Origin of the sequence: Burkholderia cepacia (assembly GCF_001039005.1) — a bacterium.
Classification (GTDB): domain Bacteria; phylum Pseudomonadota; class Gammaproteobacteria; order Burkholderiales; family Burkholderiaceae; genus Burkholderia; species Burkholderia theae.
In genome coordinates this window covers 29304-50237 of the sequence record NZ_LDWR01000066.1, presented here as the reverse complement: position 1 = coordinate 50237, position 20934 = coordinate 29304, and the positions used below count along the sequence as shown (strand labels likewise).

20 protein-coding genes and 1 pseudogene are annotated in these 20934 nt (G+C 67.8%); 1 reads left to right on the top strand and 20 read right to left on the bottom strand.

Annotated features, from left to right (window positions below; genetic code table 11):
* Positions 1–6 precede the first annotated feature (6 nt).
* The 18 genes from VL15_RS33440 to VL15_RS33355 all read right to left on the bottom strand — a co-directional run bounded on the left by VL15_RS33440 (position 7) and on the right by VL15_RS33355 (position 16698).
* A complete protein-coding gene (locus VL15_RS33440) occupies positions 7–1212 on the bottom strand; it encodes an acetyl-CoA C-acyltransferase (RefSeq protein ID WP_048251087.1) in 1206 nt (401 codons plus the stop codon).
* A 23-nt stretch (positions 1213–1235) separates the two neighbouring features.
* A complete protein-coding gene (locus tag VL15_RS33435) occupies positions 1236–1721 on the bottom strand; it encodes a MaoC family dehydratase (RefSeq protein WP_048251086.1) in 486 nt (161 codons plus the stop codon).
* Positions 1721–2521, bottom strand: coding sequence for an SDR family oxidoreductase (locus VL15_RS33430; RefSeq protein ID WP_048251085.1), 801 nt, complete (start codon positions 2519–2521; stop codon positions 1721–1723). Before VL15_RS33430 ends, VL15_RS33435 begins: the two co-directional genes overlap by 1 nt.
* On the bottom strand, positions 2518–3714 hold the full coding sequence (locus tag VL15_RS33425; protein ID WP_048251084.1) for an acyl-CoA dehydrogenase family protein: 1197 nt from the start codon (positions 3712–3714) through the stop codon (positions 2518–2520). The genes VL15_RS33430 and VL15_RS33425 overlap by 4 nt, the downstream gene beginning before the upstream one ends.
* Complete coding sequence (locus VL15_RS33420; protein ID WP_048251083.1) at positions 3711–4964, bottom strand: acyl-CoA dehydrogenase family protein; 1254 nt, start codon at positions 4962–4964, stop codon at positions 3711–3713. Before VL15_RS33420 ends, VL15_RS33425 begins: the two co-directional genes overlap by 4 nt.
* 3 nt (positions 4965–4967) lie before the next feature.
* Positions 4968–5846, bottom strand: a complete 879-nt coding sequence (locus VL15_RS33415) for an SDR family oxidoreductase (protein WP_048251082.1) — start codon at positions 5844–5846, stop codon at positions 4968–4970.
* A 33-nt stretch (positions 5847–5879) separates the two neighbouring features.
* Positions 5880–7031, bottom strand: a complete 1152-nt coding sequence (locus tag VL15_RS33410) for an acetyl-CoA C-acetyltransferase (RefSeq protein ID WP_048251081.1) — start codon at positions 7029–7031, stop codon at positions 5880–5882.
* Entirely contained in the window at positions 7031–8098 is a 1068-nt protein-coding gene (locus tag VL15_RS33405; RefSeq protein WP_048251080.1) for an acyl-CoA dehydrogenase family protein, read from the bottom strand. The genes VL15_RS33410 and VL15_RS33405 overlap by 1 nt, the downstream gene beginning before the upstream one ends.
* Positions 8099–8133: 35 nt before the next feature.
* Positions 8134–9303 carry an acyl-CoA dehydrogenase family protein gene (locus VL15_RS33400; protein ID WP_048251079.1) on the bottom strand — a complete coding sequence of 390 codons (1170 nt, stop codon included), beginning with the start codon at positions 9301–9303 and terminating at the stop codon, positions 8134–8136.
* Positions 9300–10109, bottom strand: coding sequence for an enoyl-CoA hydratase family protein (locus VL15_RS33395; protein ID WP_048251078.1), 810 nt, complete (start codon positions 10107–10109; stop codon positions 9300–9302). Before VL15_RS33395 ends, VL15_RS33400 begins: the two co-directional genes overlap by 4 nt.
* Before the next feature lie 19 nt (positions 10110–10128).
* Positions 10129–11241: an NAD(P)H-dependent flavin oxidoreductase gene (locus VL15_RS33390; RefSeq protein ID WP_048251077.1), complete on the bottom strand. Its 1113-nt coding sequence runs from the start codon at positions 11239–11241 to the stop codon at positions 10129–10131.
* Positions 11238–12158: an enoyl-CoA hydratase gene (locus VL15_RS33385; RefSeq protein ID WP_048251076.1), complete on the bottom strand. Its 921-nt coding sequence runs from the start codon at positions 12156–12158 to the stop codon at positions 11238–11240. Before VL15_RS33385 ends, VL15_RS33390 begins: the two co-directional genes overlap by 4 nt.
* Before the next feature lie 8 nt (positions 12159–12166).
* Positions 12167–12964: a CoA-transferase subunit beta gene (locus VL15_RS33380; RefSeq protein ID WP_048251075.1), complete on the bottom strand. Its 798-nt coding sequence runs from the start codon at positions 12962–12964 to the stop codon at positions 12167–12169.
* A gap of 10 nt (positions 12965–12974) precedes the next feature.
* Positions 12975–13868: a CoA transferase subunit A gene (locus tag VL15_RS33375; protein WP_048251074.1), complete on the bottom strand. Its 894-nt coding sequence runs from the start codon at positions 13866–13868 to the stop codon at positions 12975–12977.
* 9 nt (positions 13869–13877) lie between these two features.
* On the bottom strand, positions 13878–14774 hold the full coding sequence (locus VL15_RS33370) for a VOC family protein (RefSeq protein ID WP_048251073.1): 897 nt from the start codon (positions 14772–14774) through the stop codon (positions 13878–13880).
* 199 nt (positions 14775–14973) lie between these two features.
* Positions 14974–15390: a type II toxin-antitoxin system VapC family toxin gene (locus tag VL15_RS33365; protein ID WP_230684579.1), complete on the bottom strand. Its 417-nt coding sequence runs from the start codon at positions 15388–15390 to the stop codon at positions 14974–14976.
* A complete protein-coding gene (locus VL15_RS33360; RefSeq protein ID WP_048251071.1) occupies positions 15377–15613 on the bottom strand; it encodes a FitA-like ribbon-helix-helix domain-containing protein in 237 nt (78 codons plus the stop codon). Before VL15_RS33360 ends, VL15_RS33365 begins: the two co-directional genes overlap by 14 nt.
* A 407-nt stretch (positions 15614–16020) precedes the next feature.
* Positions 16021–16698, bottom strand: a complete 678-nt coding sequence (locus VL15_RS33355; protein ID WP_048251070.1) for a hypothetical protein — start codon at positions 16696–16698, stop codon at positions 16021–16023.
* A gap of 1179 nt (positions 16699–17877) precedes the next feature.
* Between VL15_RS33355 and VL15_RS43870 the strand changes: the two are divergent.
* Positions 17878–18480 (top strand): annotated as a pseudogene (locus VL15_RS43870) (hypothetical protein).
* A gap of 54 nt (positions 18481–18534) precedes the next feature.
* Here VL15_RS43870 and VL15_RS33345 read toward each other — a convergent pair.
* Entirely contained in the window at positions 18535–19308 is a 774-nt protein-coding gene (locus tag VL15_RS33345; RefSeq protein WP_048251069.1) for an SDR family NAD(P)-dependent oxidoreductase, read from the bottom strand.
* 32 nt (positions 19309–19340) lie between these two features.
* The gene (locus VL15_RS33340; RefSeq protein ID WP_048251068.1) at positions 19341–20927 is read right to left on the bottom strand and encodes a FadD3 family acyl-CoA ligase; all 1587 of its coding nucleotides are present in this window, start codon (positions 20925–20927) and stop codon (positions 19341–19343) included.
* Positions 20928–20934 lie beyond the last annotated feature (7 nt).

The following is a 20934-nucleotide window of genomic DNA, read 5'->3' as shown; positions in this document are numbered from 1 at the left end:
CGCCTGCTACGCGCCGACTTCGAACAGCGCGGCGGCACCCATCCCGCCGCCGATGCACATCGTCACGACCGCGTGCCGCACGCCGCGCCGCGCGCCTTCGAGCAGCGCGTGCATCGTCATCCGCGCGCCCGACATCCCGAACGGATGGCCGAGCGCGATCGCGCCACCGTCCACGTTCAGCCGGTCGTCGGAGATGCCGAGCGTGTCGCGGCAATACAGCGCCTGGCACGCGAACGCCTCGTTCAGCTCCCACAGACCGACGTCGGCCACGGTCATCCCGAAACGCTCCAGCAGCTTCGGGATCGCGAACACCGGGCCGATACCCATCTCGTCCGGCTCGCAGCCGGCCACCGCGAGGCCGCGGAACGCGCCGAGCGGCGTCAGACCGCGGCGCGTCGCATCGCTGCGCGACATCACGACCACGGCGGCCGCGCCATCCGACAGCTGCGACGCGTTGCCGGCCGTCACGAACTCGCCCTGCTCGACGACCTTGCCGCCGCTCCACGACGGCTTCAGCCCCGCGAGCCGCTCGGCCGTCGTGTCGGCGCGCACGCCTTCGTCACGCGCCGCGCGCAGGTCTTCATGACCGGCCGGGTTGCCTTCCTTGTCGAACAGCGCGCGACGCACGTCGAGCGGCGCGATTTCCGCGTCGAAGCGGCCGGCGGCCTGTGCTTCGGCGGTGCGCTGGTGGCTCTGCAGCGCGTAGGCGTCCTGCGCGGCGCGCGAGATCCCGTAGCGGCGCGACACGATCTCGGCCGTTTCCATCATCGCGATGTACGCGGCCGGCTGGTGGTCGAGCACGGCCTGCGAACGCGCGCGATACGCGTTCTTGTGTTTGTTCTGCGTAAGCGAGATCGACTCGACGCCGCCCGCGACGACGATCCGCGCATCGCCCGCGCCGATGCTGCGCGCGGCGCTGGCGATCGACATCAGGCCCGACGAGCACATGCGGTCGATCGCCATGCCGGGCACCGACGCCGGCAGCCCGGCCGCCGCGGCCGACAGGCGGCCGATGTTGTAGCCCTGCGTACCCTGCTGGGCGGCGCAGCCGATCAGCACGTCGTCGACGTCCGCCGGCGCGACACCCGCGCGTTCGAGCGCCGTGCGCACGACGTGGCCGCCCAGCGCGGGCGCCTCGGTGTCGTTGAACATGCCGCGAAACGCCTTGCCGATCGGCGTGCGTGCGACGGAAACGATGACTGCGTCTTCCATGTGCTGGCTCTCTGAATCTGGATCTAGAAGTAGTAACGGCTGATCGTGTCGGCGACGCAGCCGGGCTTGCCTTCGCCCTCGATCTCGACGGTCACGCGAATCCACGCCTGCACGCCGCCTTCGAGCGGCTCGACGCGCAGCAACTCGCCGACGCCGCGCACGCGCGCGCCGACTTTCACCGGCGCGGGAAAACGGATCTTGTCGCAGCCGTAGTTGACGCCAAGCCGCGCGCCGTCGATGCGTACGATCTGCGGCAGGAAATAGTTGACGAGCGACAGCGTCAGGTAGCCGTGCGCGATGCACGCGCCGAACGGGCCGTCCTTCGCACGCACCGGATCGACGTGCACCCACTGGTGATCGCCCGTCGCATCGGCAAAGCCGTCGATGCGGATCTGGTCGATCGCGAGCCACGCGCTCGCGCCGAGCATCTCGCCGACGGCCGCCGCGAGTTCGCCGGGATGCGCGAACACGCGGGGTGTCGCGCGCACGGGGTCGAGGGTCGTGTCCATCATGCGTGCTGGCTGCTGACCGACAGCACTTCGCCCGTCATGTACGACGCGTAATCGCTTGCAAGAAACACCATCACGTTCGCGACCTCCCAGACTTCGGCGGCGCGCCCGAAGGCTTCGCGCGACGCCAGTTGATTCAGCAAGTCGGCCGGCGCCGACTTCTTCAGAAAATCGTGCATCGCGATGCTCGGCGCGACCGCGTTGATGCGCACGCCGTACGGCGACGCTTCGAGCGCCGCGCAGCGCGTGAGCGCCATCACGCCCGCTTTCGCGGCCGCGTAGTGCGCCTGTTCCGCCTGCGCGCGCCAGCCGAGCACCGATGCGTTGTTGACGATCGCGCCGCGGCCGCGGGCCTGCATGTGCGGCAGCATCGCGCGCATCATCCGGAACGTCCCGGTAAGGCTAATGTCGATCACGCGCGACCATTCGGCATCGTCCATATCGACGATGCGGGTCGACCCGCCGAGCCCGGCGTTGTTGATCAGCACGTCGACGCCGTCGAGCTTGTCCTGCGCGTCGGCGACGAGCGCCTGCACGTCGGCCTCGACCGCGACGTTGCACGGGCGGCCATGGATCTGTTGCAGCCCCGTTTCGGCGCGCAGCGTCTGCACCGCCTGTTCGAGGCGCTTTTCGTGGATGTCGGAGATGAACAGCGCGCGGCAGCCTTCCTCCGCGCAGCGGCGCGCGGCCGCGAAGCCGATGCCGGCGCCGGCCGCAGCCGTGATCAGCACCGATTTGCCGGCGAGCAGCTGGTGGCCCGGCACGTAGGCCGGTGCTTTCTGGATCTGGGGTTCGGTCATGCTTGTCCTCGCGGTTCTCTCGGCATGCCGAGCCCGCGCTCGGCCATGATGTTGAGCTGGATTTCGTTGGTGCCGGCGTAGATCGTGTCCGCACGGGAGAACAGGAATACGCGCTGCAGATGGGTGAGCTTTTCGTCGGCCGGATCGATCACGTTCGCGCGCGGTCCCAGCGCGTCCATCGCGAGCTGGCCGAGGTCGCGGTGCCAGTTCGACCAGTAGTACTTGTAGATCAGTGCCTCGCGGCGCAACGGCGCGCCGCCGTCGGCGTCGTCCGCGCCGGACAGCATCCGCAGCGCGTTGTAGCGCATCACGCGCAGCCCGGCCCATGCGCGGCCGATCCGCTGGCGCAGCACCGGATCGCGGTCCGCGCCCGATGCGCGCGCCGCGTCGATCACCCATTCGAGCTCACGGACGAACTGCATCTGCTGGCCGAGCGTCGACATCCCGCGCTCGAAGCCGAGCAGCGTCATCGCGATCCGCCAGCCGTCGCCCGGCGCGCCGACCAGGTCGCATGCCTCCGCACGCGCGCCGTCAAAGAACACTTCGTTGAATTCCGCGCCACCGTTGAGCTGCTTGATCGGGCGGATCTCTAGGCCCGGCTGGTCGAGCGGCATCAGCAGGAACGACAGCCCCTTGTTGCCTTTCGACGCCGGATCGGTACGCGCCAGCACGAAGATCCAGTCGGAATCGTGCGCAAGCGACGTCCATACCTTCTGGCCGTAGACGCGCCACGTGCCGTCCGCATCCTGTTCCGCACGCGTGCGCACGTTGGCCAGATCGGAACCCGCGCCCGGCTCCGAATAACCCTGGCACCAGAACTGCGTGCCGGCCAGGATGCCGGGCAGGAAACGCGCACGCTGATCATCGGTGCCGCACGCGACGAGCGTCGGCCCGAGCAGCCCTTCGCCGATATGGCCCATCCGCCCGGGGCCGCCCGCACGCGCGTATTCCTCGTGGAAGATCACCTGCTCGGCGACCGAGAAGCCGCGCCCACCGGCGTCGGTCGGCCAGCCGAGCCCGGTCCAGCCGCCTTTGGCCAGCTCCCGTTCCCATGCCTTGCGCAGTTCCGGCCACGCTTCCTCGTCGCCGGGGCCGCCGCGGTATTTCAGGCAGGCGAATTCGCCGGTCAGGTGCGACTGCACCCAGTCGGCCACTTCGTGCCGCAATTGCTGTTCGCGCGTTTCGCTGTTCATTGAAGGGCTCCTGCGCGCGCGGCGGATGGGCGTGTTGCGGCGGTGATCGGCGATGCGGCCGATCCAGCCGTTTCGGTTTCGTCGCGCGTCGCCACGCTGCCGTCGATCGCGTGGCGCGCGATCCACTCGAGCAGTTGCGGCGTCGTGCCGAACTGCGCACCCGACGCCTGCGCGCGCTTGAAATAGAGATGCGGGTCGTATTCCCACGTAAAGCCGACGCCGCCGTGCAACTGGATCGCCTCCTGCGCACAGAACACATACGCGTCGTTTGCGGCGGCTTTCGCGGCCGCGATGTCGGCGCGCAATGCGGCGCTTGGCGTCGCACCGGCTTCCGCGTCCCATGCATGCGCGGCGCCGAGCACGGCCGAGCGCGCCGATTCGATCGACACCATCATCTGTGCGCATCGATGCTTGACGGCCTGGAACGACGCGATCGTGCGGCCGAACTGCACGCGCTGGCTCGTGTAGTCGAGCGTCAGGTCGAGGCATTGCTGTGCGCCGCCGAGCTGTTCAGCCGCCAGCACGAGCGCCGCGAACCACGCGGTGCGCTCCAGCACCTGTGCTGCATCGCGGCCGGCCAGCAGTGCGTCGCGGCTCACGCGAGTTTCTTCGAACGCCACGCGCGCGATCGGCCGCGTGGCATCGAGTGTTTCGAGCGGCGTGACGGTCAGGCCCGACACCGTTTCAGCGTCGATTGCGAACAGGCCGATCGACTGCCCTTCGTTCGCGATCCGCGCGGGCACCAGCAACAGGTCGGCACGCGCGCCGTCGATGACTTGTTCGATCACGCCGGACAGCGCATAACCGCCCGCTGTTTCCTCCGCGACGATCGGCAGCGACCAGGAGGCCACGGTGCCAGCCGGCAGGTCCAGCGGCAGCGCCAGCGTCGCGCTGCACGCGCCTTCGGCGATCTTCGCGAGCCAGCCGGTCGCCAGCGGCGTGTCGCAGCCGGCCAGCGCGGTCGCCGCAAGGCACGCGGTTGAAAAATACGGCACGCACGCGACGCGCCGGCCGAGCTGTTCCATCAGCACCGTCTGCTCGACCGCGCCGAGCCCGAGCCCGCCCGCCGCCTCGGGCAGCGCCAGCGCGTTCCAGCCGAGTTCGCCCGCGAGCGCGGCCCACAGCGCGTCGTCGCGGCCGGCCGATTGCTCGAGCGCGCGGCGCACGTCGGCGGACGCGCTGCGTTCGGCGAGCACGTCGGCCGCCGCGTCGCGGATCATCGCCTGTTCGTCGGTGAGCGCCAGATCCATGGGTCAGCTCCCGTACACGCGCTGCGCGGGGCGCGCATCGGCGAGGAGCTGCGCGACCGCCGGGCCGACCTCGGCCGCCGCCCAGCGCGCGCCGCGATCGACGCTCGGGCCCGTACGCCAGCCTTCCGCGACCGCGATCATCCCGCCCGCGACCTCGAACACCTGGCCCGTCACGTCGGCCGACAGCGCGCTGCCGAGCCACACGACCAGCGGCGCGACGTTGGCCGGATCGAAATAGTCGAACCCGCCGTCTTCCGGCTTCTTCATCATGTCGGCGAACACGCCTTCGGTCATCGACGTGCGCGCGGCCGGCGCGAGTGCGTTCACGCGCACGCCGTAACGCTGCAGTTCGACCGCCTGCATCAGCGTGAGCGCGGCGATCCCCGCTTTCGCCGCGCCGTAGTTCGACTGGCCGATCGAGCCTTGCAGCCCGGCGCCCGAACTCGTGTTGACGATCCGCGCGTCGACCGGATTGCCCGCCTTCGCGGCATCGCGCCACACGCGCGCCAGCACGCTCGACAGGCAGAAGTGGCCGCGCAGGTGCACGCGCATCACGTCGTCCCAGTCCTGCTCGGTCATGCTCGTGAACATCTTGTCGCGGCAGATGCCCGCGTTGTTGACGAGCACGTGCACGTCGCCGAACGCTTCGCGCGCCGCGTCGACGATCCGCTGTGCAGTGTCGACGCGCGTGATGTCGTCCGCATTCGCGAGCGCGCGGCCGCCTTGTTGCGCGATCTCGTCGCACACGGCCTGCGCGGCTTCGTGCCGGATGTCGTTGACGACGACCGCCGCGCCTTCGGCCGCGAACGCGAGCGCGTATTCGCGCCCGAGCCCGCCGCCCGCGCCGGTGATGATGACGCTGCGTCCGTTACAGATTCCCATGCTTATGCCTCGTGGATCGTGAAAGTGACGCGCTCACAGGCGCTCGATGATCGTGACGTTCGCGAGACCGCCGCCTTCGCACATCGTCTGCAGGCCGTAACGGCCGCCCGTGCGTTCCAGCTCGTGCAGCAGCGTCGTCATCAGCCGTGCGCCGGTCGCGCCGAGCGGATGGCCGAGCGCGATGCCGCCGCCGTTCGGGTTGGTCTTCTCGTGCGGGAAGCGCGTGTCGGCCAGCCAGGCCTGCGCAACCGACGCGAATGCCTCGTTCATCTCGACGACGTCGATCTGCGACCAGTCGAGCCCGCTCTTCGCGAGCGCGGCCTTCGTCGCCGGAATCGGCGCCGTCAGCATCCACAGCGGATCGTCGCCGAGCACGCTCAGGTGGTGAATGCGCGCGCGCGGCGTGAGGCCGTAGCGCTTCAGCGCGTCTTCCGACACGATCAGCAGCGCGGCGGCCGCATCGCAGGTCTGGCTCGCGACGGCGGCCGTCAGCGAGCCGCCCGGCGTCAGCGGTTCGAGCGTCGCCATCTTTTCCAGCGACGTGTCGGGGCGCGGCGTCTCGTCATGCATCACGCCTTCGAGCGGTACGATTTCCCGCTTGAAATGGCCTGCCTCGATCGCCGCGACCGCGCGGCGGTGGCTTTCGAGCGCATAACGCTCCATCGCGTCGCGCGACAGGTTCCAGTGATCGGCGATCCGCTGCGCGGCGACGAACTGCGACACCGGCGCGTCGCCGAAGCGCGCGCGCCAGCCTTGGCTGCCCGAGAACGGATCGGTGAAGCCGAGCGACGCCGCGCAGGTCATCGCGGACGAGATCGGGATCTGCGTCATCGTCTGCACGCCACCCGCGACGACGACGTCCTGCACGCCGCTCATCACCGCCTGCGCGGCGAAATGCACGGCCTGCTGCGACGAGCCGCACTGGCGATCGACGGTCACGCCCGGCACCTGCAGCGGCAATCCGGCCGCGAGCCAGCAGGTGCGCGCGATGTTGCCCGCGAGCGGGCCGATCGTGTCGACGCAGCCGAACACCACGTCGTCGTATTCATCGGCCGGAATCGCGTTGCGCTCGACGAGCGTCTTCAGCACGAAGCCGCCGAGGTCCGCCGCATGCACGTGTGCGAGCCCGCCCTTGCGGCGGCCGGTCGGCGTGCGCAGCGCGTCGACGATATAGGCTTGTTTCATCAGTTGTGTTCCTCGAGGTCGAAGGTCTGCGCGGGGCCGATCGGCAACGCGTCGCCGAGGATCGCGTCGGCCACGCGGGCCTTGTGGAACGCGCTGTCGCCCCAGCTGCCGGAGAGCGCCCAGATGCGTTTCATGAAGATCTGCAGGTCGAGCTCCCACGTGTAGCCAATTGCGCCGTGCACCTGCATCGAGTGGCGCGCGGCCAGCTGCGCGGCCGACGTCGCCGCGAGCTTCGCGTGCGACACGAACACCGCACGCTGCGGATGATCGTCGGCGATCGCCTGCGCGGCGCGCGCGACCACCGGCCGCGCGAACTCGTAGCGGATCGCGACGTCGGCGAGCAGATGCTTGAGTGCCTGGTACGAGCCGATCGCCTTGCCGAACTGCTTGCGCTGCGCGCTGTAGTCGATCGCGACGTCGAGCACGCGCTGCGTGAGGCCAAGCAATTGCGCGGCGACCGCGAACGCGCCGTGGTCGAGCGCGCGATCCAGCAGCGGCGCGGCCTCGGCGGCGCCCGCGATGCGCGTGGCGGCCGACGGTTCCCAGTCGAGCGTGAACAGGCGCCGAGACGGGTCGACGCTGTCCACCGCGCGCCACGCGCATTGCGCGGGATCGACGCGATGCAGCTCGCCGCGGTGTTCGCACAGCAGCACTTGCGCGACGTGCACGTCGGCCGCATACGGGTTCACCGGATGCACGAGCGCGACACGCGCGCGCCCTTCGGCGATGTCGCGCAGCAGCGCGTCGCGCCAGTCGCTCGCGGGCAGCCGCGCGAGCACGCCAGCCGACACGAGCGCCGTATCGAGCAGCGGCTCCGGGCTGCCGAAATAACCGTAGCTCTGCGCGAGCAGCGCCCATTCCGCTTCGGTCAGGCCGAGGCCGCCGTGCGCCTCGGGTACCGACACGGCGGTCAGCCCCTGCGACGCGAACAACGCCCACAGCGCATCCGAGCGCCCGGTCGGCGTGGCCCAGAGCTCGCGGATCAGCTCGGGCGTCATCTCGGTCATCAGCAGGCGCTTCACGCTGTCCGCGAGCGCTTCCTGGTCTTCATCGAATACGAAATCCATACGATGTCCGTTCAGTGAGGGAGTCGCCGGCGCCGTTACGCGCGCGGCATGCCGAGCATCCGTTCGGCGACGATGTTGCGCTGGATCTCGTTGGTGCCCGCGTAGATCGTGCCGGCCTGCGCGAACAGGAAACCGTCGAGCCAGTGGCCGAGCGTCGCGTGCTGTGCGGCCGTCTGCGGGACGACCTCGCCCTGCGCGCCGAGGATGTCGAGCGCCGTCTGGTGCATGCGGAGGTCGAGCTCCGACCAGAACACCTTGTTGGTGCTCGACTCCGCGCCGATATGGCCGCCCTTCAACAGCCGGCTCGCGGTCGCGTAGGTCGACAGCGCATAGGCCTGTGCATCCATCCACGCCGATACCACGCGCTCGCGCAGCGTCGGGTCGCGGTCCGCGCTGTCGCGGTGCGCGAGATACAGATCGCGCAACGCTTGCGCGGTGCGCTGGAAACGGGCCGGCGAACGCAGCATCAGCCCGCGTTCGAAGCCGGCCGTCGCCATCGCGACCTGCCAGCCCGCGCCTTCGGCCGCGAGCCGGTTCTCGACCGGCACGCGCACGTCGTCGAAGAAGATTTCCGCGAAGCCCGTCTGCCCGTTGAGCTGCCGGATCGGCCGCACCGTGATGCCCGGCGCGGACAGCGGCACCATCAGGAACGTGAGCCCGTGGTGGCGCGACGATTCGGGATCGCTGCGGAACAGCCCGAACAGCCAGTCGGCCCACACCGCGCGGGTCGACCAGATCTTCTGGCCGTTCAGCACGTACTCGTCGCCGATGCGGGCCGCCGTCGTGCGGATCGCGGCCATGTCGGAGCCCGCGTTCGGCTCCGACCAGCCCTGCGCCCACACGTGCTCGCCGGCCGCCATCGCGGGCAGGAAGCGTGCCTTCTGTTCCGCGGTACCAAAATCCATCAGCGTCGGGCCGAGCAGGAAGATGCCGTTCTGGTTCACGCGCATCGGCGCGTCGGCACGCCAGTACTCTTCCTCGAAGATCAGCCACTCGATCAGGTCGCAGCCGCGCCCGCCCAGCTCGCGCGGCCACGTGACCATGCTCCAGCGGCCCGAGTGCAGCGTGCGCTCCCATTCACGGTGCGCGGCGAAGCCTGCCTCGGTGTCGAAACTCGGCAGCCGCTCGCGCGGCACGTGCGCGGCGAGCCATTCGCGGATTTCCGCGCGAAACGCCTGCTGTTGCGGCGTATAGGTCAGGTTCATGCGCGCGCCTCCTCGGCTTGGGCGTCGAACCGCGCATCGCGCTTCTCGACGAACGCGGCGCGCGCTTCCGTCGAGTCGTTCGTCATGTACGCCTGCAGCGTGAAGCCTTGCTCCCAGCGGTATTTGTCCTCGAGATCGCCGTCCTCGACGCCGTTCAGCGCCTCCTTCGCGAGCCGCACCATCGCCGGGCTCTTCTCCGCGATCTTGCGGGCGATCGCGAGCGCCGCATCACGCAACGCGTCGCGCGCGACGACCTGCTCGACCGCGCCGAGCCGGTACGCTTCGGCCGCGTCGATCATGTCGCCGGTGAAATACATCGCCCGCACCTTCTGCACGCCGAACAGCCGCTGCAGGTGCGCGCCGCCGCCCATCGCGCCGCGGTCGATCTCCGGCACGCCGAAGCGCGCGCAATCGGCCGCGACGACGATGTCCGCCGCGCCGCAGATGCCGATCCCGCCGCCGAGCACGAAACCGTGCACGGCCGCGATCACCGGCTTCGGATTGCGGTGCACCGCGCGAAACGTCTCGTAGTTGCCCGCGTTGACTGCCACGATCCGCTCCGGATGCGCGGCCAGTTCCTTGATGTCGACGCCCGCGCAGAAGCCGCGGCCTTCGCCGCGCACGACGATCACGCGCACGTCGTCGTCTTCGCCGAGCGCGTCGAGCGCGCGGGAAAGCGCATGCCAGCCCTGCGCGTCGAGCGCGTTCACGGGCGGATGGGCGATCACCAGTTCGGCGATGCCGTCTGCGCGATCGATCCGGAACGGCTGCGCGCCGGCCGGTTGAGTGGATGCTGTCATCTCCATTGCCTCCCTGTGATGTTCTTCATGCGGCCTGCGCCGCTGCCGCGCCACGCAGCGCGGCCAGTGCATCGAGCCGCTCGCCGGCTTCCGCGACGATCCGTGCGATCAGCGCGTCGCACGATTCGATCGCGCCGATCATCGCCGCCGCCTGGCCGCTCGGCAGCACGCCTTCGTCGGGGCGGCCCTCGACGATCGCGCGCTGGATCAGGAACGGCGCGTTCGCGGCCATCAGCGTCTGGCTTGCCGTGTAGTCGTGCGAACGCAGCGCCTTGATCGCGAGGCCGAGCATGTCGCTCGCGCGCAGCCCGTTCTGGCGCCGCCACGCCTCGGCCGTCTTCAGCGCGAACAGCGTGCGGCGCAGCGGGCCGAAGCGTTCGAGCTTCAGCAGATACGGGTTGTCGATCATGCGTTGCGGCAGCCCGTCGAGCGCGTCCGACACGCGGATGCGCGCCGGGTCGCCGACCGCGACGTAGCGGTCGAGCGTTTCGCGCGGCACCGGCGATTCGGCGGTCATCAGAAAGCGCGTGCCCATCGCGATGCCGGCCGCGCCGTACGCGAGCGCGGCAGCCAGCCCGCGCCCGTCGAAGAACCCGCCGGCCGCGACAACCGGCACCCGCACCGCGTCGAGCACCTTCGGCAGCAGTAGCGTGGTCGGCACCGAACCCGTGTGGCCGCCGCCTTCCGCGCCCTGCACCGTCACGATGTCCGCGCCGAGTTCAACCGCCTTCGCCGCATGTTTCGGCGCGCCGACGGTCGGCATGCAGACGATGCCGGCCTCCTTGAAGCGGCGGATCGTCTTCGCGTCGGGCCCGCGGCCGTAGCTGACCGCGCGCAGCCGGTGCTTGATCGCGAGATCGACCACCTGCGCGGCGTTCTTCTGGAACATGTGGAAGTTGATGCCGAACGGGTGGTCCGTCAGCGACTTCACCTTCAGGATCTCGGCCTCGACCTGCTCGGGCTCGAGCGTCGCGCCGGCCAGGAAGCCGAAGCCGCCCGCGTTCGCGGTCGCCGCGACGAGCCGCGCGTCGGCCACCCAGCCCATCGCGGTCTGCACGATCGGGTAACGACAGCCGAGCAGGTCACACAACGGCGTATGGAGCGGGCTGCGAAGCTGGCTGTGAAGCGTCGTGCTCATGCGGCGGCTCCGTTGACGGCGACCGGTGCCGGTGCGTCGCCGCGGTCCGCGCCGTTCGGCTGGCGCTGCGAGCTGGCCATGCTGCGCGCGTCGTAGCCGCCGAGGCGGTCGCCACTGACGAGCTCGTTGTGCGCATGCGCGAAGTGATGCCACGCGAACGCCGCATCCATCGCCGCGCGCTTGCCCTGCAGTTCCTCGACGTGGTTCAGCGCCTGCTTGGTCAGCGTCAGCCCGAGGCGCGGCATCGTCGCGATCTTCGCGGCGATCGCGTAGGTCGCGTCGCGCAGCCGCTCGCGCGGCACCACGCGGTTGACCATCCCCATCTGGTACGCGCGCTCGGCCGGCATCCGCTCGCCGAGGAACAGGAATTCCTTCGCGATGCGCGGGTTCAGCTCGTACGCGTGAGCGAAATACTCGACGCCCGGAATCCCCATCCGCACGACCGGATCGGCAAAGAACGCATCCTCCGACGCGACGATCAGGTCGCACACCCACGCGAGCATCAGCCCGCCCGCGATGCACGCGCCCTGCACCATCGCGATCGTCGGCTTCGGCAGGTCGCGCCAGCGCCGGCACATCCCGAGGTACACCTCCTGCTCGCGCGCATAGAGAAATTCGCCGCCTTCCTTGTCGACGTGGTCGTACCACAGCGATGCGCGATCGAACGACTCGTGGATGTCGCGGCCCGGCGTGCCGATGTCGTGCCCAGCCGAGAAATGCTTGCCGGCGCCCGCGAGCACGATCGCCTTCACCGCGTCGTCGTGCGCCGCGCGCCGGAACGCCGCGTCGAGCGCATACGTCATCTTCGAGTTCTGCGCGTTGTGATACTCGGGGCGGTTCATCGTGATCGTCGCGATGCCGCCTTCGACCGCGTAGTCGACGACACCGTCGCCGAACGTCACCTGGGTCGCTTCCATGTCAGGCCTCATCCCCGGCGCGGCGCCGGATTGTTGCGCACGATCGTCGCGCGCAGGTTGTGCGGATCGAGCGCGCGGACGATACGCAGGTCTTCCGCGTTCGGCGCGGCCGTCGTGGCGAGTTCCGGATGCGCGATCATCGGGAAGCCGGTCGCGTCCTGCACCTCGTCGAAGCTCACGCCCGGATGCAGCGAGCGCACGCGGATCGCGTGGTCCGGCCCGCCGAAATCCATCACGCACAGGTCGGTGACGATGCTGCGCAGGTCGACGAAGGTCTTCATCCCGGGCAACCGGCGTGCCGGGTTGTAGCCGACCGTGCACACCATGTCGACTTCGCCGGCGACGAACGTGCGCTTGCCGTGGCCGCTGACGAAGAACGAGTTCGCGTGGTTCGTCGAGTTGCCGGGGAAGCCGCGTGCGCCGAGCAGTTGCGTCTTCGGGCGTGCGTAGTCGTCGCCGAGCCACGAGATGTTGGCCTGGCCGAAGCGGTCGATCTGCGTCGGCATCACGAGCGCATGGCGGCGGCCGTGCCACAGGCAGTCGAACACGCGTTCGTAGGTCATCCAGCCGCTCGCCTTCACGCGATAGCCGTCGGGGCGCGGACCGAGCGGCACCGGCTCCTCGACGAGATAGGCTTCGCCGTCGGTCAGCATCAGCCCGTTGTTGTACGCGAGCCGCGCGAGGCCGGCCGCGAGCCGCGGGCCCGTACCGATACCGGTCGCCAGCACTTCGCCGTCGTCGCGCCAGAGTCGCGCGGACGCGACGATCATCAGTTCCGCGAGGGAATGGTCGAGAGATTCGCTCACAGGCGCTCCTTTACAGAATCGGCAACGGCAGCGTCGTCACATGCGGCAGGCCGCCGACGCCTTCGAGGTACTGGCGTTCGTCCTGGCCGACCACGTCGCGCAGGTACGCCGCCGTTTTCTCATCGTCTTCCGCGCTCGCGCAGTACGCGCGCAGGTGCGGCAGGTCCCAGCCGTAGGCCGGCCCGCACGACGTCGGATGCGCGCCGCCCGGCGCGTGCACGACACCGGTGACGAGCGAACGCTCGAACGGATTGCGTTTCGCGGCATCGAGGTCTTCCGTCGCGATCGATGCGTCGAGCGTTTCCGCCGACACGTAGCAGCGCTGCGCGGCGCGCGCCATCCATGTATCGAAGAACGGATCGGGGCCGTCGATGCGCGTGTTGCCCATCCGGTCGGCCGCGTTCACGTGCAGCAACGCGACGTCGAGTTCGATCGCGGGCATCGCGAGCAGCGTCTCGCCGTCGTCGTACGGCGAGCTCACCGTGCGCAGTTCCGGCGCGTGATCGAGCAGCGCGGTGCCGAGCCCGGCACGTGTCGGCAGGAACGGCAGGCGCGCGGCGGCCGCACGCAGGCCGAGCTGCAGCATCCCTTCGTCGAGTTCGAGCACGTCGATGCGGCCCTGTTCGCGGGCACGGCGGAAATGCGGTTCGAGCGGGATCACGTCGAGCGACACGAAGCCGAACACCACCTTGCGGACCTTGCCCACCGCACACAGCAGGCCGACATCGGCGCCGCCGTACGCGACGACCGTCAGGTCCTTCAGGTTCGAGCGCGCGATTTCGCGCACCAGTGCCATCGGCTTGCGCCGCGGCCCCCATCCGCCGATGCCGATCGTCATGCCGTCGGCGAGTTGCGCGACCACGTCGCGCGCGGACATCGTCTTGTCGAGAGGTTTCATCGTCATCGTGCTGGCTTACCGGTATCCGATGCTGAAATCGTGGCCCCACTGGCTCACCTTGGTGGCCTCGAATACCGCGTGCTTCGACCAGTCGACCGTGAGGCCGCCGAAGCCGTATTCGAGATCGAAGCCGCCGGGGGTCTTCATGTAGAACGAGATCATCTGGTCGTTGCAGTGCCGGCCGAGCGTCGCCGACATCTTCACGTCGTGCGCGGCGACGCGGTCCAGCGCGCGGCCGACTTCGTCCATCGAGTCGACTTCGGCCATCACGTGCACGCAGCCCGACGGCACGGCCATCTCGAACAGCGCGAGGCTGTGATGGCGTGCGTTGCGGCAATGCATGAAATGGATGCGCTTCTCGGGTTCGGCCGGATCGGCCGTGAACTTCACCCGAAAGATGTCGGACAGCTCGAAGCCGAGCACGCCACGCACGAATGCGTCGGTCGCGTCGAACTGCAGCGCGGGCAGCACCGCGTGGCCGAGCCCCATGTCGCCGGTGACGAAACGCGCGACGCCCAGCGGCGACACGAAGCGGCGGAAGTCGCAGCGCGCGCCCCAGTACAGCTCGTGGCGGTTGCCGGACGGGTCGGTGCACCACGCCATCGCCTGCACGCGGCGCAGCGCGGCTTCGGCGGGCGTCGCGCGGATCGGCTCGACGCCGGCGCGCTGCAGCGCCGCAACCGCGGCGTCGAACGCGGCACCGTCGGGCAGTTCCCAGCCCGATGCGAAATAGCGGTCGGTCGTGCCGGGGACGATCACGTAGCGGAAATCGCGCTCGTCCATCTTCAGGTACAGCGCGCCGTCGGGCGCGTCGAGCGCCTGCATGCCCAGCACGTCTTCCGCGTAGCGGCGCCACGCATCGACGCGCGTCGCCTCGACGACGACATAGCCAAGCGCACGGACATCGATCATGTCGGCCTCCTCCTGGTTCAGAATCCGTTGTTCGTGAAAGGATTCTGGCCGGTCGGGGGTGGTGTTACATCGTCTGTTGGGACGAGAGGCGCCGGGGAATCGTAACGGCGCGGAGAAGCGCGGAAGCCCGGCGGAACGGGCTACGCGCGAAGGGGAAGACGGGAAGCGGACGCAGGTTGCCGCGGTGCGGCAACCCGAATCAATCGAACGGATTCAGCAGCCGGACGCCGGTGCGCGCGAAATCGTCGACATTGCGCGTGACGACCGTGAGATCGTTGATCAGCGCGGTGGCCGCGATCAGCTTGTCGAGTTCGTGCGCCGGATCGGGCACGCGCAAATGCCCCCACATCTGGCTGGTCTCGATATCGACCGGCAGGATGTTCGGCGCATAGCCGGACAGGATCGTCGCCATCCATGCCTCGAGCGCCGACGCCTGGCTGTGATCACCGCGATGACGGATCAGGTCGACGCCGCGCCGAAGTTCAGCCACTGTCACGACGGACAGGTAAAGCGGGCTCGCGTCGGCTTCGGCCTGCCTGAAGAACGCCCGCACGCCGCGGTTGGTTCGCTTGCCCTTCCTGATTTCGCTGATGACGTTCGTATCAATCAAAAACACGCCTGACCTCGCCGGAATCCTGAACACGTTGGAAATCCGTGTCTTCGCCAACATCGGGCATGCTCATCAGCACTTGCGCGAATGTCCTTCGCTTCGGCCGGCCGAGCGCATCGGCCAGAATGGCCCGATGTTCGGCCTCGGCACTCCTGCCATTTGCCGCAGCCTGCTCGCGCAGGCTCTGAACGATATCGTCATCCACGTTACGCACCAGAAGATTTGCCATAGGTCCCTCCATCCAGATTGCTATCAATGATAGCAACGTGACGGTGAAATGCAAGCATTGCTATCATCGTCATGGACAGAGGGAAAACGGTGGTTGGCGTCGGCGAGCGGCAACCGCCGCATGAATCCATTCGGCTTTCGTCGCTCGCCCGACACGTCGAACTGCTGTCTGCAAGGTATGCCGGATCGGAAAAACGGAAAAGACGGCCGATTGGCTAATCGACGCGGTCCAGCCTGCGCAAGCTCGCGCAGACCACCGTGGGGCGGCTGCATTCACTGCGTCCGGGTGGATCACGCAAGGCAGCCCCCGTCCATCCGGCCAGGACCGCCGAATCGCAGGCAACATGTTTGTTGGCACGTCCCTATCGGCAACACACCGCTCAACACGCTCAACGACAACTCCCCCGCTCAAAACCGATACGAAATCCCGATCTGCAAGACCGGGTACCACCGATAACGCGACATCACCTGCCGCAGTTGGTCCAGCCCGCTGGCGGCCAGGATCTGGCTCTTCGCCGGTCCCGCAGCGGCCGCCAGCTCCGGCGACAGCGTGTATGAACACTTCGGTATCCCGTATGCAACGCCGAGGTCGGCGACGAATCCCAGCCCTTTCGACGCCGGCCGATGCCCGTAGCCGATCCCGACGTACGGCATCACGGTCGGATAGCGCGCTTCCGCGACCGCATACATCCCCGGCAACGCCGGATAACGCTTGCCGCCGAACACGTAAGTCCCGTTGGTCGGCTCCGATACGCCGCGTAGCTCGTCGTCGTTGAAGCGCATCCCGACCGTCGCGCGGAAACCGCTGCCCCGCCACGGAAAGATGTCCGCGTACAAGCCGCCCTGGCGCAGCTTCAGGTCGTCCTGATAGCGATTGCCGGCCACCGTGAAGTCATGCGAAAGATCGATCGCATTGAAATCCGCGTGTGCACCGAGCATCGCATTGAAGCTCACGGCCGCGCCGATGCCGACGCCCTGCGTGCCGCCCTGCAGGTAGATTTCCTGCGCGTGCGCGCTCGCGGCGAACAGCACCGCGGCGGCTGCCCATTGGCTCACCGTCATTTTCACGGGCGCCTCCCCCGACATGTGCCGGGCGCGCCGTCCCCCCGCATGCGCCCCTTGCGCAATGCGTGGCGCGATCCCCGGCACGACACCTTGCAAGCAAGCTTGCTGTTCGACGGATCGGGAACGCGTTACACCGTGCGCATGGCCGATACGACCTGCGCGACGCGTACACCGCAACAGGCGGCGCCCGCGACCCGATCCGATTCCCCGTTTGTTTCGATGTCGTTGCATGCGGCCGATGCGCTCATCGTTCTTGCCAATTTCGTTTGCACCGGCGGCACCGGGTCAACTGCAAAGCGCGTGCCATGCGGCGCAAACCGAAGCGGGACAAGCGTTACCGCCGGACACTGACGGTCACGCGGGGCGGAATCGGGAGAAATGTTTCAGGAACGTATCCGTATTCGGCAGACGAAGGCGGAACACGCGATTTGACGTATCGCGCGTTGATGCCGAAACGCGTATCGAATGAGGCCAGACGGCCGTCAGCGCACGCGAGTCGACAATGCGATCAATCGCGCGCGGCGGAATACATCGAAGAAGCGTTGCAAAGGTGTGACCTCGCGCCGGGCGCAAGCGATGCCGATGCGCAATCGCGCGTGACGAGGCAGGGTGAATACCGATGCGTGCGCATGCATCTTGTCCGTCAATGGATCAATACATCAGTCGAGATTACAACGGCGGACCGATGAAGACGTCGATTACGTGACGACCAGTGCGAGGTAACTGCAGCTGCAAAAAAGAATGGCATTGTCATGATGCACAATTCGCCTCAACTTCAACATCATGAAAACCGTCGTGCCTCTCTGTAAAGCAAATCCAATCACGATGTGCTGATTTACGGACTTCCTATGACAACACGTGAACTGCGTGTCTTGGTACAATCCATCGACCAAGAGCAGGCCGATTTGGCAATCAACCTGACCACTAGAAAATCACTGGTGACGCAGCCATTCTCCAGTAACTCGGGATGCCATCGGCAGTAAATGAGACCAATCGACTAGCGGGGAAAATGTGAATCGCATCGTATTTCTTTTGTTGGCTGCAGCCGTGGTAGCAGGTTGTAATTCGAATCAGTCCGACAACAACACTCAATCTTCCGCAGCGAGCCCCGGCGCGTCGAGCGATACCGCCACGACACAACAACCTCCACCGCAGGTAGTTGCTTCGCCTGCACCTCGGCCCCCGTCACACAACTACGCAATGAGTCAGGATGGCACGTATGGTTACGAGCCAGCGCTCAGTGAAGACGACGTGAGAGCAGGAAAAGCGACAAAGGCCCTCGTCATGATGCGCTACATTGGCCTGAAGGACGGTAATTATATTCTGCTGTTGGTCGACGAGGACGATCCGAGCATTTCGAATCGCATCACGTGCAAGGCTCCGTGTGATTTCGCCAAGTCGCAAACCATGGATGGCAAATCGGTTCTTCAAACCGAAACGTTACGGGTTGTACCTAATTCGCTAATCGGCGCGATGATTGAGGATGCAGTGTCCGGACAACTGACTCCCTATGGTCAACGTACGTCCCTTTGACCCAATCGAACTCGCCCGTGGCTCATCCGATTGCCAACCACCCCGCAAGCGATGTGATGGCGTCTCCACTGCAACAAACGACCTTCGACTGTGTCAAGGCCAAAACCACTCCTGAATTTTCGATCTGTCACGATGCAGCTCGTGCAACAGCGGGATTTCCGGGAGGAAAATTGTCACGACAAGGAATGCGTGACATCGTGATACGCGTACCAGAAGTGCATACTGACAAAAAGTGCACAAACCGGTGATGTCGCTGTTCCGGGCATCTGACACACCTTGAGTAAATCTGAAGCCCGCTCATCCAAGCGGGCTTTTTCACGCCCGCTACAACCCATACCCACCAGAAACATTCAACTGCTGCCCCGTAACATAATCCGCCCTGTCCGACGCCAGAAACACCGCCGCCCGCCCCACGTCGTGCGCCTTCCCCCAGCGCTTGAGCGCGAGCATCTTCTGCGTCTCGTCGATCCACGCCTGGTCGAACTGCCCCTGTTCGAGCAGCACCGGAAACATCCCCGCTTCGATCACGCCGACCAGGATCGAATTCGCGCGAATGTTGTACCTGCCCTCCTCACGCGCGAGCCCCTTGACCAGCGCCTCGTTCGCCGCCTTCGGCGCGACCGACAGCCCGTCGCGATCGGGCCAGCGCAGATGCCCGGCCGAACCGAGCGTCACGAACGATCCGCCGCCCGATGCGCGGAAATGCGGCAGCGCGGCTTTCGCCGCCACGAAGAAGCCGATCGTCTCGACCTCGATCGCGCGCCGCCAGTCGTCGAGCATCATGTCGCCGATATGGCGCTGGTTCACGAACGGCCCGGCCGCCCAGACGACCGTGTGCACGCGGCCATGCGCGTCGATCGCGGCCGCGAGCGCGGCGTCGACCTGCGCGGGATCGGTCACGTCCACGCAGTGCGTGGTGGCCGCCACACCTTCGCCGCGAATGTCGCGCGCGACGCGTTCGGCCACGTCGGCCTTGCTGCGATAGCCCACCGCAACCGGCACGCCGGCGCGCGCGAACTCGAGCGCGACGCCCTGCCCGACCCCGCCGCTGCCGCCGAACACCAGCACCGCGCCCTGCGGAAACCCGTTGTCGTTCATGCGTTCATCCCGTTCGTATGTGGCAGCAGCGATCAGGCCGCCGCTTCGGTCGCCGCGCGCAGCCGGTACTTCAGCACCTTGCCCGCCGCGCTCGTCGGCAGTTGCTCGACGAACGTGAAAAAACGCGGCACCTTGTAGTTCGCCATGTTGCGGCGCGCCCAGTCGTTCAGTTCGTCGACGTCGGTATGCGCGCCCGGACGCAGCACGACATATGCGTGCCCGACCTCGCCCAGCCGCGTATCGGGCACGCCGACCAGCGCGACCTGCGCGATCGCCGGATGCGCGGCGAGCAGCCGCTCGATCTCCGCCGGATAGCAGTTGAAGCCGCCGACGATGAACATGTCCTTGATGCGATCGGTAATCTTCAGGTTGCCGTTCGCATCGACGCAGCCGAGATCGCCGGTATGCAGCCAGCCTTCCGCATCGACGGTCTCGCGCGTCGCGTCCGGCTGGTTGAAATAGCCGCGCATCACGTTGTAGCCGCGCACCCAGATCTCGCCGGTCTCGTCCGGCCCGAGCGGCGCGCCGCCCGGCCCCGCGATGCGCAGCTCGACATCCGGCATCGGCCGGCCCGACGTATAGGCGACGGTCTCCGCATCGTCGCCGTGACGGCACAGCGTCGCGAAGCCGCACGATTCGGTCAGCCCATAGCCGGTCAGCACCGTTTCGAAGCCGAGCTCCGCGCGCATCCGCTCGATCAGGCTCGGTGCGATTGCCGCCGCGCCCGTCACCGCGATCCGCAGCGACGACAGGTCGCGCGTCGCGCGATCGGGCGCATCGAGCAGCGCGTAGTACAACGTCGGCGGGCCGGGCAGCACCGACACGCGGTCGTCGGCGACGCGCCGCAGCACATCGGCCGGCTGAAACACGAGATGCGGCAGCACGGTCGCGCCGCTCGACAGCGCGGCGAGCCAGCCGGCCTTGTAGCCGAACGTGTGGAAGAACGGATTGACGATCAGGTAACGATCGTCGTGGCGCACGCCCGCGATCGCCGCCCACGCCTGCGCGGCACGCAGGTTCTGGCCATGCGCGGTCATCACGCCCTTCGGGCGGCCCGTCGTGCCGGACGTGAACATCAGGTCCATCACGGTGTCGGGCGTCACCCGCGCCTCGCGTTCGCGCACCGCAGCCAGCGGCACCGCCGCGCCGCGCGCGAGGAACGCGTTCCAGGTCTCGTCGCGCGCGCCTCGCGGCGGCTCGCCGTCGAACACGACGACGCGCTCGAGCGTCGCGGGCCGATGCGGCGCGAGCATCTCCGGATAGGATTCGCCGAGGAAGGTGCCGCAGCAAAACAGCAGCCTTGCGCCGCCGTCGTGCAGGATGCCGCCGACCTCCATCCCCTTCATCCGCGTATTGACCGGCACGAGGATCGCGCCGACGGTGTGGATCGCGAGCGCCGCGACGATCCACTGCGGCAGGTTCGGCGCCCAGACCGCGATGCGGTCGCCGGCCTCGATGCCGCTTGCCAGCAGCGCGCGCGCCGCATCGAGACGCGCCGCATCGAGTTCCGCGTAGGTCAGCCGGCCATGCTCCGATTCGATCGCCGGATGCGCGCCGTGGCGCGCGGCAGCCCGCGCGATCAGCGCGGGCGTGGTCAGGATTTCATTGTCCATCGTCATAGGCATC

What these genes read in the sequence shown, in the direction of transcription:
- VL15_RS33400 (WP_048251079.1), bottom strand. Translation starts at nt 9,303, where the DNA reads ATGAACCTGACCTATACGCCGCAACAGCAGGCGTTTCGCGCGGAAATC.
- VL15_RS33370 (WP_048251073.1), bottom strand. Translation starts at nt 14,774, where the DNA reads ATGATCGATGTCCGTGCGCTTGGCTATGTCGTCGTCGAGGCGACGCGC.
- VL15_RS33375 (WP_048251074.1), bottom strand. Translation starts at nt 13,868, where the DNA reads ATGACGATGAAACCTCTCGACAAGACGATGTCCGCGCGCGACGTGGTC.
- VL15_RS33395 (WP_048251078.1), bottom strand. Translation starts at nt 10,109, where the DNA reads ATGGAGATGACAGCATCCACTCAACCGGCCGGCGCGCAGCCGTTCCGG.
- VL15_RS33390 (WP_048251077.1), bottom strand. Translation starts at nt 11,241, where the DNA reads ATGAGCACGACGCTTCACAGCCAGCTTCGCAGCCCGCTCCATACGCCG.
- VL15_RS33340 (WP_048251068.1), bottom strand. Translation starts at nt 20,927, where the DNA reads ATGACGATGGACAATGAAATCCTGACCACGCCCGCGCTGATCGCGCGG.
- VL15_RS33405 (WP_048251080.1), bottom strand. Translation starts at nt 8,098, where the DNA reads ATGGATTTCGTATTCGATGAAGACCAGGAAGCGCTCGCGGACAGCGTG.
- VL15_RS33435 (WP_048251086.1), bottom strand. Translation starts at nt 1,721, where the DNA reads ATGGACACGACCCTCGACCCCGTGCGCGCGACACCCCGCGTGTTCGCG.
- VL15_RS33415 (WP_048251082.1), bottom strand. Translation starts at nt 5,846, where the DNA reads ATGGGAATCTGTAACGGACGCAGCGTCATCATCACCGGCGCGGGCGGC.
- VL15_RS33360 (WP_048251071.1), bottom strand. Translation starts at nt 15,613, where the DNA reads ATGGCAAATCTTCTGGTGCGTAACGTGGATGACGATATCGTTCAGAGC.
- VL15_RS33410 (WP_048251081.1), bottom strand. Translation starts at nt 7,031, where the DNA reads ATGAAACAAGCCTATATCGTCGACGCGCTGCGCACGCCGACCGGCCGC.
- VL15_RS33425 (WP_048251084.1), bottom strand. Translation starts at nt 3,714, where the DNA reads ATGAACAGCGAAACGCGCGAACAGCAATTGCGGCACGAAGTGGCCGAC.
- VL15_RS33345 (WP_048251069.1), bottom strand. Translation starts at nt 19,308, where the DNA reads ATGAACGACAACGGGTTTCCGCAGGGCGCGGTGCTGGTGTTCGGCGGC.
- VL15_RS33420 (WP_048251083.1), bottom strand. Translation starts at nt 4,964, where the DNA reads ATGGATCTGGCGCTCACCGACGAACAGGCGATGATCCGCGACGCGGCG.
- VL15_RS33430 (WP_048251085.1), bottom strand. Translation starts at nt 2,521, where the DNA reads ATGACCGAACCCCAGATCCAGAAAGCACCGGCCTACGTGCCGGGCCAC.
- VL15_RS33385 (WP_048251076.1), bottom strand. Translation starts at nt 12,158, where the DNA reads ATGGAAGCGACCCAGGTGACGTTCGGCGACGGTGTCGTCGACTACGCG.
- VL15_RS33355 (WP_048251070.1), bottom strand. Translation starts at nt 16,698, where the DNA reads ATGTCGGGGGAGGCGCCCGTGAAAATGACGGTGAGCCAATGGGCAGCC.
- VL15_RS33440 (WP_048251087.1), bottom strand. Translation starts at nt 1,212, where the DNA reads ATGGAAGACGCAGTCATCGTTTCCGTCGCACGCACGCCGATCGGCAAG.